The organism is Kitasatospora sp. NPDC089509 (assembly GCF_044749365.1).
In the GTDB taxonomy this organism is placed as follows: Bacteria; Actinomycetota; Actinomycetes; order Streptomycetales; family Streptomycetaceae; genus Kitasatospora.
Window position 1 is genome coordinate 227,088 of record NZ_JBIVHS010000001.1, and the last position, 13,855, is coordinate 240,942.

Consider the following 13,855-nt stretch of genomic DNA (forward strand, 5'->3'; position numbering starts at 1 on the left):
CTCCCGCCCCGGAAAGGCAGCCATGCCCCTGAGAACCCGCTCCCTCGGCCTGCTCGCGATACCCGCCCTGCTGCTCTCCGCCGCCGCGCCCGCCCTCGCCGACGCCCCGGCCGCCGCCGACACCCCCGCCCCGGCGGCGCACGGCAGGACGACGTTCCGCCCCGACGCCGCCGCGGCCGGCTGGCTGGCCCGCCAACTCGTCGACGGCGACCACCTGGTGACCGTCTACAACGGCACCTCCTACCCCGACCAGGGCCTCACCGCCGACGCCGTGCTCGCCTTCGCCGCCGCCGGCGGCTCCGACCAGGCCGCCGCCCGGGCCACCGCCTGGCTCGCGAAGCCGGAGAACCTCACCGGCTACCTCGGCGACGGCACCACCTCGGCCTACGCGGGCGCCACCGCCAAGCTGCTGCTCACCGCCGAGGTGCGCGGGGCCGACCCGACGGCCTTCGGCGGCGTCGACCTCCCGGCCCGGCTGCGCTCGCTGCTGACCCCGAGCGGCCGCTTCTCCGACCGTTCGCAGTGGGGTGACTACAGCAACGCCTTCGGCCAGTCCCTCGCCCTGCTCGCCCTCCAGCGCACCCCCGACGGCGCCCCGGCCCAGGCCGTCGACTTCCTGGTCGCCGCCCGGTGCGCGGACGGCGGCTTCCCGGTCGCCCTCGGGCAGGCCACCTGCACCGGGGACCCCGACGCCACCGCCCTCGCCGTGCAGGCCCTCGCGGCCACCGGCCGCACCGCCGACGCCCGGGCCGGCCTGGACTGGCTCACCGCCCACCAGGGCGCCGACGGCGGCTTCGCGACCGGCGGCGCCACCACCGCCAACGCCAACAGCACCGGCCTGGCCACCGAGGCCCTGCTGGCCGGCGACCGCTTCGGCGCCGGGCTCAAGGGCTGGAGCCGACTGCTGAAGTTCCAGCAGGGCTGCTCCGCCGACCCGGCCGTCCGCGGGGCCGTCGCCTACGACGCGAGCGGCTTCAACCAGGCCACCGCCGTCCGGGCCACCACCCAGGCCGTCCTCGGCCTCTCCGGCCGGGGCCTCGCCGACCTCAGCGCCGACGGCGCCCGCCCGACCGCCCCCGTCCTGGCCTGCCCGGCCGGCTGACCCCGAACGCTTCGAGAGGCCCCGCCATGAGCACCCACCTCACCCGCCGCACCCTCGGCTCGTTCGCCGCCGTCACCGCCCTCACCGCCGCCCTGCTGGGCACCGGCGCCGTCCAGGCCCCGGCGGCGCACGCGGACGCCTGCTCCGGCACCAGTGGCGTCACCGTCGTGGTCGACTTCACCGCGCTCGGCGGCGACATCGAGACCGGCTGCGCCCCCGGCACCCCCGCCGACGGCCTCGCCGCCCTCACCGGCGCCGGGTTCACGTACGCCTTCCACCCGCGCTTCCCGGGCTTCGTCTGCCAGATCAACGTCCAGCCGAACCCGTGCAACGGCGCCCCGGCCAGCGCCTACTGGTCCTACTGGCACGCCCAGCACGGCACCGCCTGGTCGTACAGCAGCGTCGGCGCGGGCGGCTACCACCCGGCCGCCGGCGACGTCGAGGGCTGGGCCTTCGGCGCCGGCGCCCAGCCGGGCATCACCGCGCCCTGACGGTCCGGGGCGGCGGTGCGGGTCCGGCCCGCACCGCCGCCCGACGGTTCCCCGGTGCCCCGTGGCGGCGGCGTCACCGCCTTGACCTCAAGCGGACTTGAGGTCCTAGCGTGACGATCATGACGACCACCAGCACCCCACAGAACGGCACCGCCACGCCCGGCCGGCGGCCCATCGCCCTGGTGGCCTGGAGTGCCACCGAGGCGATCCTGCGGCACTCGCAAGCCGCCCTGGCACGCATCGACGTGACCCAGCCCCAGTGGTGGGCGCTCAACAACGTCGTCCGCGCCGAGCACGGCCTCACCGCAGCGGAGATCCGCGCCGTGGCCGTGCCCTACGGCATGGGGGCGGAGGTGATCGTCCACGCCGTCGACGCGCTCGTCCACCGGGGCTGGCTCGGCAGCGGCGCGGACGGCCGGCTGACCCTCACGGAACCGGGCCGCGCGGGCCTGGCGGCGGTGAAGGAGCACATGGACCGGGTGCGTGCGGAGATCCTCGGCGACATCACGGAGGAGGAGTACGCGACCGCGCTCTCCGTGCTGCAACGCGTCACCGACAATCTCGCCCAGGGGCCGTCGTGACGGCCGGTCACAGCCGGTCGTCCAGGGCCGTGACCGGCGCGGCCGCCCGGTAGCCACCGGCCCGCGGATATCGTCCGCGTATCGGAAACCGGATACGCCCCGGCAACGCCCCCGCCCGTTGACTGGTGGCATGAACCACGAGCAGGGCACGACGACTATCGCGGACGGGCCCGCGGAGCCGGTGACGGGGGCGGTGCCAGGGGCTTCGCCGCGGCGGGCGGGGCGGCAGCGGGCGGTCCGGGCCCTCGCCCGGCCGGAGCCGTGGCGGCGTGGACCGCTGCTCACGGCGTCGGCGCTGCTGCTCGGCCTGGTCCTGCTGCTGCACGCGGAGATCCCGAACAGCGGCTGGCACCTCGGCAGCCTGCTGGAGAGCGGCCTGCCGTGGCTCGGTGCGTGCGTCCCGCTGCTGCTGGCCGCCGCGCTGTGGCGCCGCTCGGCCGCCGCCGTGCTGGCGCTGCTGCTGCCGGTCGCGGTCTGGCTCCACCTGTTCGGCGGCCTGCTCGTCGACAAGTCCGGCCCGGGCGGCGACCTCACCGTGGTCGAACAGAACGTGAACGCCGACAACCCCGACCCGGCCGCCACCGCGCGCCACCTGGCCGGCTCCGGCGCGGACCTGCTGGCCCTGGTGGAGCTGACCCCGAAGACCGTGAAGGTCTACGAGAAGGGGCTGGCCGAGGCGTACCCCCACCACACGGTCCGGGGCACCGTCGGCCTGTGGAGCAGGCTGCCGCTGGGCGACACCCGGCCGATCGACGTGATGGGCTACGCGCCGCAGGTCGACGGCGAGCCCGTGGAGGGCTGGGTGGACGTCGGCAACCGGGCGCTGCGCACCACGGTGACCACCGACCGCGGGCCGCTGCCCGTGTACGTGGCCCACCTGGGCTCCGTCCGGGTCGGCCTCGCGGCGGGCTTCCGGACGGCCTCGCGCGACACCGGCGTCCGGGCCCTCGTCCGAGCCCTGGCCGCCGACCGGAGCGAGCGGGCACTGCTGCTCGGCGACCTCAACGGCACCCTGGACGACCGCGCGCTGGCCGGCCTCACCGCGGGGATGCGCTCCGCCCAGGACACCGCCGGGGCGGGCTTCGGTTTCAGCTACCCGGCGTCCTTCCCGCTGGTGCGGATCGACCACGTCCTGCTCCGCGGCCTGACGGCGACCGGCGCCCGGGTGCTGCCGGCCGACGGCAGCGACCACCTCCCGGTGGCGGCCCGCATCGCCTGGTGAACCGGCACCGGCCGTCACCCGCCGGACGGGTGGAATGCGGTGGGGTGCGGTGCGCGGCGGCGGGCCGGGCCGGGCGACGGCGTCCACACTCCCGCCGTGAGGCGGACGGTGGAGCCGCCCGGGTGAGGAGGACCGTGATGGATGGTCGGGGCGCGGTGGCGCGGGGCGTGGCACCGGTGGTGGCGGGACTGTTGCTGGCCGGGTGCAGTTCGGCGGCGGCCACCGATCCGGAGGCCGCGCCGACGCCGGACGCCTCCGCCGCCCCGGCCACGGCGCCGCCCGCGCAGCCGGCCCCGCAGTTGACGGCGCAGCAGGTGAACTCGGCCGTGGCGCGGATCGACGGCTACGTCCAGGACGCGATGGCCAGGACCGGGGTGCCCGGGGTCGCCCTCGCGATCGTGTACCAGGACAAGGTGATCCACGCCAAGGGCTTCGGCGTAAGGGAGTTGGGCAAGCCGGAGCAGGTGGACCCGGACACCGTGTTCCAGCTGGCCTCGGTGTCCAAGCCGATCTCCTCGACCGTGGTCGCCGGGGCGGTCGGCGGGAAGGTGGCGAAGTGGGACGACCCGGTGACCGCCCACGACCCGGGCTTCGCCCTGGCCGACCCGTACGTGAGCGCCCACGTGACGATCGCCGACCTGTTCTCGCACCGCAGCGGCCTGCCGGACCATGCCGGTGACCTGCTGGAGGACCTCGGCTACCAGCGGGACTACATCCTCCAGCACCTGCGCGACCAGCCGCTCACCCCGTTCCGGGCGAGCTACGCCTACACCAACTACGGCCTGACCGAGGCGGCGGTGGCCGTGGCCAAGGCCAAGGGGGTGGCCTGGGAGGACCTGGCGGCGGACGTCCTGTACAAGCCGCTGGGGATGGGCTCCACCAGTTCGCGCCGCGCCGACTACGACAAGGCGGCGAACAAGGCCGCGCCGCACGTGAAGACGGACGGCGGCTGGCAGGTCAGCACCACCGAGAACGCCGACTCCCAGTCACCGGCCGGCGGGGTCAGCTCCACCGTGCAGGACCTGGCCCGCTGGATGCGGCTGCAGCTCGCCGACGGGACCTTCGAGGGCCGGCCGGTGATCGACCCGGCGGCCCTGAACGAGACCCGCACGCCGCACTACACCAGCACCCCGGCGCGGGCGCCCGCGGGCACCGCGAGCTTCTACGGCCTGGGCTGGAACGTCGGTTCCGACTCCCGGGGCCGGCTGCGGCTGAACCACTCCGGCGGCTTCGAGCTGGGCGCGGCGACCACGGTGACCCTGCTGCCCTCCGAGCAGCTGGGCATCGTGGTGCTGACCAACGGCCAGCCGACCGGCCTCCCGGAGGCGGTGGCCGAGGAGTTCTTCGACGTCGCCCAGGAGGGCCGGGAGACGGTCGACTGGCTGGGCTTCCTCGGCAAGGTGGTGCCCGCCGCGGCGGCGAGCCCGGTGTCGAAGACCGACTACACCAAGGCGCCGGCCGGCGCCGCCCCGGCCAAGCCGGACTCCGCGTACACCGGGACGTACGGCAGCGGCTACTACGGGCCGCTGACGGTGACCGAGGAGAACGGCGGGCTGGTGATGACGGTGGGTCCGGACAACCTCCGCTACCCGCTCCAGCACTTCGACGGCGACGTGTTCAGCTTCCTCAGCAAGGGCGAGAACGCGGTCGGCCGCTCCGGGGTGACCTTCACCGTGGGCGCCGACGGGAAGGCCGCCAAGGTGGTGGTCGAGCAGCTCGACATCGACGGCCTGGGCACCTTCACCCGGAGTTGAGCCGGCGCCGGTTTTCGCACCGTACCCGTTCGACCCGGCCGCCCCTTCCGGCGGGCGGGTACGCGAGCGAAGTTGTCTGACCAAGTTCGACCGGCGTTCGCCTCCGCGCCCTTCCACCGGCCAGTGCCCAGCCGGTACCTATGTCCCACCCGTGGTGCACCGCCACGGGACCCACCCTCACGCGACCCACGGGACGAGGTACCCCCATGCGACTGCGCTGGAGCCCGCTCGGCGGACTGCTCGCCACCCTCCCGCTCGTCGGCGCCCTGGTCGTCGGCGCCCCCGCCACCGCCCGGGCGGCAGGCGGCAGCGGCAACCTGATCGTCAACGGCGACGCCGAGGCCGGCGGCTACTGCACCAACGACTGGAGCGCCGCCACCACCGTGCCCGGCTGGACGGTCCAGTCCGGCGGCATCAACGCGATGTGCTCCTCGGTCGGCTCCTTCGGCCTGCCGGGCGACGGTCAGAGCGCCGGCAAGGCCTTCTTCGGCCCGGGCAACTTCGGCGACGGCTCGATGGCCCAGACCGTCGACGTCTCCTCGGCGGCCGGCGCCATCGACGGCGGCGGAGTGCACTACAACCTCGGTGCCTGGCTGGGCGGTTGGACCACCTACGGCGGCTACGTCGCGGTCGGCCTGCACTTCCAGGACGCGAACGGCAACCCGCTCGGCGCGACCGCCAAGCTGCCCACCGTCTCGGCGACCGACCGCGGCCTGGCGACCAAGTTCCTCTCCCGCAGCGCCACCGGCTCCGTCCCGGCCGGCACCCGCTCGATCCAGGTCGAGGTGCAGTTCCTCTCCACCACCAACGAGACCGGCTACCTGGACAACCTCTCGCTCACCCTGGACACCCCGGTCGCCGCACCCGCCCCGGTCGCCCCGCCGGCCTCCCGAGTGCCAGGCTACGACCACGTGTTCACCGTGATGATGGAGAACACCGACTACGCCCAGATCATGAACGACCCGGCGGACACCCCGTTCATCCACAGCCTGATGGCCCAGGGCGCCACGCTCACCGACGCCCACGCCGTCTACCACCCCAGCGACGAGAACTACCTGGCGATCGCGGGCGGCGACACCTACACCAAGGGCGCCACCTACTGGCCCAACATCAACTCCCCGCAGCGCAACCTCGGCGACACCGTCGAGGGCGCCGGCAAGACCTGGAAGGCCTACGAGCAGGGCATGGGCACGCCCTGCAACACCACCACCCAGTACGACGCCAAGTACGAGCCCGACGACGCGCCGTTCATCAACTACACCGACATCAGCGGCAACCCGGCCCGCTGCGCGGCCCACCTGTTCGACACCACCCAGCTGACCACCGACCTCCAGTCGGCCGCCACCACCCCGAACTTCTCCTGGATCGCCGCCGACGACTACTACGACGGCGAGGCCTCCGGCAACGGCAGCGCCACCAGCCTCCAGGTGCAGGACGGCTGGCTGAAGCAGACCCTCGCCCCGGTGCTCTCCTCGCCCGCCTGGACCCAGGACCGCTCCCTGCTCCTGCTGACCTGGGACGAGAGCTCGGGCGAGGCCTACGACCACGTCGCCACCATCGCCGTCGGCTCCCAGGGCAGCGTCCCGGCCGGCACCAGCGGCCCCCAGCACTACGACCACTACAGCATCGGCCGCACCATCGAGGACGCCCTCGGCCTGCCGGGCCTGACCGCCAACGACACCTACGCCACACCGCTGAACGCCGCCTTCGCGCCGTCCACCGCGACCGGGCCGACGCTCACCGGCGACCTCGACGCGGTGACGAGCGGCGGCAACCTCACCCTGCGCTACACCGTCCCGACCGCGGGCCAGGCCGGGGCGAAGAACTGGATCGGCTTCTACCCGGCGGGCGTCACCCCGGGCAGCCGCTCCTCGCTCACCTGGTCCTACGCGCCCAACCAGAGCGGCGCCCTGACCTTCGCCACCGGCAAGCTCGGCGGCCCGGGCCGCTACGACGCGTACCTCCTGGCCAACGACGGCTACTCGGTGCTGGCCGGGCCGTTCACCGTCACCGTCGGCTGACACCCGGAGATCCCGCCGCCCCGGTTCCGCTCGACCGTACGGTCGGACCCGGGGCGGCGGCCTGCGCGGGCTCAGGCGGCCGGGAAGGGGACCGCCCACGGCTCGTCGTCCAGCCGCAGGGCGTTGGCCAGGCCCGCGATGGTGCGGTACCAGCCGGCCAGCACGAGGAGTTCCAGCAGCTCGGCGTCGTTGTAGTGCGCGGACAGCCCGGTCCAGGTGGAGTCCGAGAGGTCCGCGGTGTCGTGGAGTTCGTCGACGGCGAGCATCAGGAGTGCTTGGCGGTACGACCACAGCGGCCGGGGTCCGGCGACCGTGGTGGCGGCGAGCTGCTCGGGGGTGAGCCCGGCCCGGTCGGCCAGGGTGGCGGCGTGCACGCCCCACTCGTAGTGGCAGCCGGCCCGGGCGGTGGCGCGGGCGATGACCAGTTCGCGGTCGGCGGCGGGCAGCAGCCCGTGGCCGAGCAGTCCGGCGCCGAGCGCGAACATCCGGGAGGCGAGTTCGGGGCTGCGCTGCAGGACCCGGAAGAGGGCGAGCGGCTCATGCGGCGTTCCCGGCGGCATCCACCGCCGCAGCGCCTGCCGGACCTCGTCGGAATAGGGCGGTTCGAGCGGCTGGATGCGCGGCATGCGGCACTCCCTGGCTTCGGTTCCCGGGCGCTTCTGTTTTCGAAGCACCACTATGATGCTTCGAAAACAGAAGCGTCAAGACCGGACAGAGGAGAACGGCATGGACGACACGGAGGGCCGAGCGACGGCGGGTGCCCCACGCCCCGGCCGGGCGGTGCGCGGCTCCAGCACCGGCCGGCCGGTGATGGCCGCGCTCGACCTGCTGGGACGCCGCTGGACGCTGCGCGTGCTCTGGGAGCTCAGCCGGGCACCCGGCGGCTTCCGGGAGTTGCAGCGCCGCTGTGAGCAGATGTCCTCCAGCGTGCTGACCGTCCGGCTGGCCGAACTGGCCGAGGCCCGGCTGCTCACCCGCGACGGCGAGCTCTACCGGCTCGCCCCGCTCGGCGAGGACCTGATCGCCGCCCTCGGTCCGCTCGACGCCTGGAGCCGCCGCTGGGCCCGGGAACTGGGCTGATCGGCGGGAGTGTTGACGGTGCGGTCGGGCCGGGGAAGACTCCGGTACCCCGGCTCGACCGCACCCCCAGGAACGGACCAGACCCCTTGGACTCCCTGCTGCTCTCCCGCCGCGACCTCGACTTCCTGCTGTACGACTGGCTGGACGTCACGGCCCTCACCCGCCGCCCCCGGCACGCCGACCACGACCGGTCCACCTTCGACGCGGTGCTGGAGCTCAGCGAGACCATCGCCACCCGGCACTTCGCCCCGCACAACAAGAAGAACGACGCCGAGGAGCCGCGCTTCGACGGCGAGCGGGTGCGGATGATCCCCGAGGTCGGCGAGGCGCTGCGGGTCTACGCCGACGCCGGGCTGGTCGGCGCCTCGATGGACTACGACCTCGGCGGCCAGCAGCTGCCCGTGGTGGTCGCCAACGCCTGCCGGGCCTGGTTCCAGGCCGCCAATATCGCCACCGCCGCGTACCCGCTGCTCACCGTCGGCAACGCCAACCTGCTGCTGGCGCACGGCAGTCCGGAGCAGATCGACACCTACGTCCGCCCGATGGTGGAGGGCCGGTTCTTCGGCACCATGTGCCTCTCGGAGCCGCAGGCCGGCTCCTCGCTGGCCGACATCACCACCAGGGCGGTCCCCCAGCCCGACGGCACCCACCGGCTCTCCGGCACCAAGATGTGGATCTCCGGCGGCGACCACGAGCTCAGCGAGAACATCGTCCACCTGGTGCTGGCCAAGATCCCCGGCGGTCCGGCGGGCGTGAAGGGCATCTCGCTGTTCATCGTGCCCAAGTTCCTGGTCGGCGAGGACGGCACCCTCGGCGAGCGCAACGACGTCGTGCTGGCCGGCCTCAACCACAAGATGGGCTACCGCGGCACCACCAACACCCTGCTCAACTTCGGCGAGGGCCGGTACACCCCGGGCGGCGCCCCGGGCGCGGTCGGCTACCTGGTGGGCGAACCGCACCACGGGCTGGCGTACATGTTCCACATGATGAACGAGGCCCGGATCGGCGTCGGCCAGGGCGCCACCGCCCTCGGCTACACGGGCTACCTGCACGCCGTCGACTACGCCCGCAGCCGCCCCCAGGGCCGTCCGCTCACCGGCCGCGACCCGTCCGCCCCGCAGGTCCCGATCATCGAGCACCCGGACGTGCGCCGGATGCTGCTGGCGCAGAAGAGCTACGTCGAGGGCGCGCTCGCCCTCGGGCTGTACTGCAGCCGGCTGCTCGACGAGGAGACCACCGCCCCGGAGCGGGCCGACCGGGACCGCGCCCACCTGCTGCTGGACGTGCTGACGCCGATCGCCAAGAGCTGGCCCTCGCAGTGGTGCCTGGCCGCCAACGACCTCGCCATCCAGGTGCACGGCGGCTACGGCTACACCCGCGAGTACGACGTCGAGCAGTTCTACCGGGACAACCGGCTCAACGCCATCCACGAGGGCACCCACGGCATCCACGGCCTGGACCTGCTCGGCCGCAAGGTGGTCATGGACGGCGGCGCGGGCCTGCGGCTGCTGCTCGACACCCTCGCCGCAACGACCGCCCGGGCCAGGGGAGTCGGCGGTGAGGCGGCCGAGCTGGCGGCCCGGCTGGAGCAGGCCGCCGAGCGGATCGGCCGCACCACCGCCCGGCTCTGGTCCACCGGGGACCCGGCCACCGCATTGGCCAACTCCTCCACCTACCTGGAGGCCGTCGGCCACGTGGTGCTGGCCTGGATCTGGCTGGAGCAGTTCCTCGCCCTGGGCGAGGGCGCGGACGCCTTCCACGAGGGCAAGCGGCAGGCCGCCCGCTCCTTCTTCCGGAGCGAACTCCCGCGCACCGAACCGCAGTTCGACCTGCTGGACAGTCTCGACCGGACGGCGGCGGACTGCCGGCCGGAGTGGTTCTGACCGGCGCCGCCACGGCTGGACGGGGTCAGCGCCGCCGGGGGCTGCCGCCGTCCAGCCGGCAGAGGTGGAGCGTCCCCGTCGGATCGGCCGGGTACGAGTGGTCGAGCGTCCAGCCCTGTTCGGCGGCCACCCGCAGCACGACCGCGGCGCCCGCGCCCCGGAAGTGCGGGGTCCGCACGGTGGCCCGGCGCAGCACCCGGCCCGCCCGGTCGAAGCGGTAGTCGGCCCGCTTGCGCTCGCGCGCCAGCTCGGCCCGGAAGCGCTTCGCCAGGTGCCCGCGCAGGTGGCGCTCGTACAGCCGCGGGCTGCCGAGCAGCTCCAGGGCGCGCACCCGCGGCCGCAGCACCAGGGTGAGCAGCGGTACCAGCACGCGGCGGCGTAGCGGGCCCCACGGCGCGCCCGGCTCGGGCACCGGGCCGTACGGGTCGGGGACGCCGAGCCGCACCGGGGGCGGGAGGAGGCGCTGGAAGCGCAGCTCGCCGTCGATGGTCCGGCTGGCCGCCCAGTCCACCGACCAGCCGTGCCGTGCGGCCAGTTGCTCGACCCGGGTCGGGGCCAGCGCCCGGTAGTGGTGGCGTCCGAGCCCGGTGACGGCCCGGCGCTCGCCGTTGGGCGGCAGGTCGGCGGCTCGCCAGCCGCTCTTCCGCTCGGCCCTGGCGAAACGCTTCGTCAACAGCTCCTCGGTGAACGGCTCCCACTCCTCGGGCCGGCCGCGCCACTCGATGCGCAGGCGGCGCCAGGAGAGCCCGGCGCCGGTCGCCTCGAACGGGGCCAGCAGGAGGTCGAGGTCACCGCCGGCACCGCCGCCGCCCACCAGGATCAGGGCCAGGACGGCGAAGGGCAGCAGCACCCCCAGCGGCAGGTACAGGACCTGGAGGCCGAACTGGGCGACCAGACCGATCCGCGACCGGCGCGGAGCCGGCCGGTCGGCGGGCGTGGTTCCCGGTCGGACCGCAGTCCCGGCCCGGGCCGGTCCACGTCTGTCCGAAGCGCCCGCAGGCGAAGTCGAAGGCATCGGTTCCGTCCCCCCGGTCGTACGGTGCCTGCCACAGCTCTGCCCGTCCCCGGCGGCCCCAACCGTCCTGTCGCACAATCGAGTTCCGGGCCTGGGGCGGTCGCGCGCGAAACGCTGCGCAAACGATGCGAGTATCCGGCCGCCCTGCGGCTGCGCCACCGTCGGATCGTGCACCGAACCACCGATCGGCCACTCGTCGGACCTGCCCCCCCGCCTCCGCGCGCGTCGGCCGACCAGCCCCCGGCCCCCCGTCGTAGGCTCGCCCGCGTGACCGTCCCGACCGCCCCCGCCCCGGCCGGGCTGACCACCGGGGCCCTCGCCCGCCGGCTCGGCGTCTCGCCCGCCACCGTCCGCTCCTGGGAACGCCGCTACGGCATCGGCCCGGCCCACCGCGCCCCCGGGCGGCACCGCCGGTGGGAGCCCGACGACGTGGCCGTCCTGGAGGAGATGTGCCGGCTCACCGCCCGGGGCGTCAACCCGGCCGAGGCCGCCCGGGCCGCCCTGGCGGCCGCCGCGGGTACCGCTCCCGCGCTGCCGGCGGCCCGGAACGGTGCCGAGGACGTGAACGGCCCGGCCTCCGGCGGCAACAGCCTCCCGGTGGGAACCGTGCGCCCCGAGTGCCGGGGGCTGGCCCGCGCCGCCGTCCGGCTCGACGCCCCGGAGCTGGCCCGGATCCTGGGCCGCAGCGTCGACGAGCTCGGCGTGGTCGTCGCCTGGACCGAGGTGATGGTCCCGGCGCTCCGGGCGGTCGGCCGCAAGTGGGCCGTCGAGGGGGAGCGCTACGTCGAGGTGGAGCACCTGCTGTCCTGGCACGTCGCGGCCGCGCTGCGCCGGGCCGCCGACCGGGCGGAGCCGCCGGCCGGCCCGGCCGCGCTGCTCGCCGGGATGCCCGGCGAACTGCACGCCCTCGCGCTGGAGGCGCTCGCCGCGGTGATGGCCGAACGCGGCCTGCCGTTCCGGATGTTCGGCCCCGCCCTGCCGTCCGGGGCGCTGCTCGAAGCGGTGCGCCGCACCGGGCCGCCCGTCGTGCTGCTCTGGTCCCAGCTCGCCCGGACGGCCGACCGGGAGCTGGTCGCCCGGGTGGTCCGGACGGCCTGGGGCCCGCAGGGCGCGCGGGTCCAGCCGGTCGTGCTGGTCGCCGGACCGGGCTGGGCCGGCCCGCGCAGACCGCCCGGCACCCTGCGGCCCCGCGATCTCGGGGGCGCCGTCGACCTGCTGACGGACCTGCTCCTCCGCTGAGCGCCCACCGAGCCTCCGCCGCCGAGCTGTCGCTCGAAACCCAGAGAACCCCGACCGCACCCGCTCCGAGGGCCCGCCGATGACCGTCTCGATCGCCCTGTTCACCCAGGACCTGCGCCTGCACGACAACCCCGTGCTGCACGCCGCCCGCACCGCCGCCGAGCAGGTGGTGCCGCTGTTCGTCCTCGATCCCGCCGTCGAGGCGGCCGGCTTCGCCGCCCCCAACCGGATGGCCTTCCTGTCCGACTGCCTCGCCGACCTGGACGCCTCGCTGCGCCGCACCGGCTCCCGGCTGATCGTCCGCCACGGCGCCACCGCCGAGCAGACCGCCCGGGTGGCCGCGGAGGCCGGTGCCGCGACGGTGCACCTCGCCGCCGGGGTCAGCGGCTACGCCCGCCGCCGGGAGGCGCGGCTGCGCGCGGTGTTCGGTGACCGCCTGCGCGTCCACGACGCCTCCGTGACCGTGGTCCCGGCCGGGCGGATCCTCCCGGCCGGCCGCGACCACTACGCGGTGTTCACCCCGTACCACCGCGCCTGGACGCAGGCGCCGAACCGTACGGTGCTGGGCGCGCCCCGGGTGATCCGCACCCCGGAGGGCATCGGCAGCGAGAACCTGGTTGTGTCCGGACCGTTCTCGCCGGCCCTGCCGCGCGGCGGCGAGAGCGCGGCCCGGGCCCGCTGGCGGCGGTGGGACGTCGACGGCTACGCGGAGCTGCACGACGACCTGGCGGCCGACGAGACCTCCCGGCTCTCCCCGTACCTGCACTTCGGCTGCCTCTCGCCCACCGAACTGACCGCCCGCGCCCGACAGCACGGCGGCGCCGGGGCGGAGGCCTTCGTCCGGCAGCTGGCCTGGCGCGACTTCCACCACCAGGTGCTCGCCGCCCGCCCCGACGCCGCCCACCGCGACTACCGCGACCGCGGCGACCACTGGCACCGGGACGAGCGCGAGGCCGAGGCCTGGCGGCAGGGCCGCACCGGCTATCCGATCGTCGACGCCGGGATGCGCCAACTCGCCCACCAGGGCTGGATGCACAACCGGGCCCGGCTGCTCACCGCGAGCTTCCTCGCCAAGTCCCTCCACCTGGACTGGCGGATCGGCGCCGCCCACTTCCTGGCCCTGCTGGTGGACGGCGACGTGGCGAACAACCAGCTCAACTGGCAGTGGGTCGCCGGCACCGGCACCGACACCCGGCCCAACCGGGTGCTCAACCCGCTGCGCCAGGCCGACCGTTACGACCCGGACGGGGCCTATGTGCGGCGCTGGGTGCCGGAACTGGCCCACCTGCCCGGCCCGGCCGTGCACCGCCCCTGGCTGCTCGCCTCCGACTACCCGGACCCGATCATCGCCCCCGAGACCCTCTCGGCCCGGCTGCGCCGGGCCCGGGGACTGGACTGACGGACCCGGGCCTGGGCCGACGACCCCGGGCCCCTGCTGGTGAACCCGGGCCTGGGGAAAGGCCGGTG

General features: G+C 75.0%; 12 protein-coding genes. 10 read left to right on the forward strand and 2 right to left on the reverse strand.

All coding sequences use genetic code 11. From position 1 onward, the window contains the following. Positions 1-22: 22 nt before the first annotated feature. The 6 genes from ACIP4P_RS00830 (at position 23) to ACIP4P_RS00855 (ending at position 7,171) form a co-directional block, all read left to right on the forward strand. Positions 23-1,102, forward strand: a complete 1,080-nt coding sequence (locus tag ACIP4P_RS00830) for a peptidase (protein WP_400913314.1) — start codon at positions 23-25, stop codon at positions 1,100-1,102. A 26-nt stretch (positions 1,103-1,128) separates the two neighbouring features. Next, positions 1,129-1,593 carry a flagellar hook-length control protein FliK gene (locus ACIP4P_RS00835; protein ID WP_350518767.1) on the forward strand — a complete coding sequence of 155 codons (465 nt, stop codon included), beginning with the start codon at positions 1,129-1,131 and terminating at the stop codon, positions 1,591-1,593. Between the two features lie 119 nt (positions 1,594-1,712). Continuing rightward, a complete protein-coding gene (locus ACIP4P_RS00840) occupies positions 1,713-2,174 on the forward strand; it encodes a MarR family winged helix-turn-helix transcriptional regulator (RefSeq protein WP_400913317.1) in 462 nt (153 codons plus the stop codon). 130 nt (positions 2,175-2,304) lie between these two features. Continuing rightward, entirely contained in the window at positions 2,305-3,396 is a 1,092-nt protein-coding gene (locus ACIP4P_RS00845; protein ID WP_400913319.1) for an endonuclease/exonuclease/phosphatase family protein, read from the forward strand. A gap of 137 nt (positions 3,397-3,533) precedes the next feature. Continuing rightward, the gene (locus ACIP4P_RS00850; protein ID WP_400913321.1) at positions 3,534-5,150 is read left to right on the forward strand and encodes a serine hydrolase; all 1,617 of its coding nucleotides are present in this window, start codon (positions 3,534-3,536) and stop codon (positions 5,148-5,150) included. 206 nt (positions 5,151-5,356) lie between these two features. Continuing rightward, positions 5,357-7,171: an alkaline phosphatase family protein gene (locus tag ACIP4P_RS00855; RefSeq protein ID WP_400913323.1), complete on the forward strand. Its 1,815-nt coding sequence runs from the start codon at positions 5,357-5,359 to the stop codon at positions 7,169-7,171. A 71-nt stretch (positions 7,172-7,242) separates the two neighbouring features. Here ACIP4P_RS00855 and ACIP4P_RS00860 read toward each other — a convergent pair whose 3' ends face one another. After that, entirely contained in the window at positions 7,243-7,797 is a 555-nt protein-coding gene (locus ACIP4P_RS00860; RefSeq protein ID WP_400913326.1) for a carboxymuconolactone decarboxylase family protein, read from the reverse strand. A 100-nt stretch (positions 7,798-7,897) separates the two neighbouring features. Here ACIP4P_RS00860 and ACIP4P_RS00865 point away from each other — a divergent pair, with 100 nt between their 5' ends. Further along, the gene (locus ACIP4P_RS00865) at positions 7,898-8,251 is read left to right on the forward strand and encodes a winged helix-turn-helix transcriptional regulator (RefSeq protein WP_400913328.1); all 354 of its coding nucleotides are present in this window, start codon (positions 7,898-7,900) and stop codon (positions 8,249-8,251) included. Between the two features lie 86 nt (positions 8,252-8,337). Beyond that, complete coding sequence (locus tag ACIP4P_RS00870; protein ID WP_400913331.1) at positions 8,338-10,134, forward strand: acyl-CoA dehydrogenase; 1,797 nt, start codon at positions 8,338-8,340, stop codon at positions 10,132-10,134. Positions 10,135-10,159: 25 nt separating this feature from the next. On the opposite strand, the gene ACIP4P_RS00875 is transcribed toward ACIP4P_RS00870, so the two are convergent. After that, positions 10,160-11,149 carry a hypothetical protein gene (locus ACIP4P_RS00875; RefSeq protein WP_400913333.1) on the reverse strand — a complete coding sequence of 330 codons (990 nt, stop codon included), beginning with the start codon at positions 11,147-11,149 and terminating at the stop codon, positions 10,160-10,162. Between the two features lie 267 nt (positions 11,150-11,416). Here ACIP4P_RS00875 and ACIP4P_RS00880 point away from each other — a divergent pair, with 267 nt between their 5' ends. Then, a complete protein-coding gene (locus ACIP4P_RS00880; RefSeq protein ID WP_400913335.1) occupies positions 11,417-12,388 on the forward strand; it encodes a MerR family transcriptional regulator in 972 nt (323 codons plus the stop codon). 79 nt (positions 12,389-12,467) lie between these two features. Further along, on the forward strand, positions 12,468-13,787 hold the full coding sequence (locus ACIP4P_RS00885; protein ID WP_400913338.1) for a cryptochrome/photolyase family protein: 1,320 nt from the start codon (positions 12,468-12,470) through the stop codon (positions 13,785-13,787). Positions 13,788-13,855: the final 68 nt, after the last annotated feature.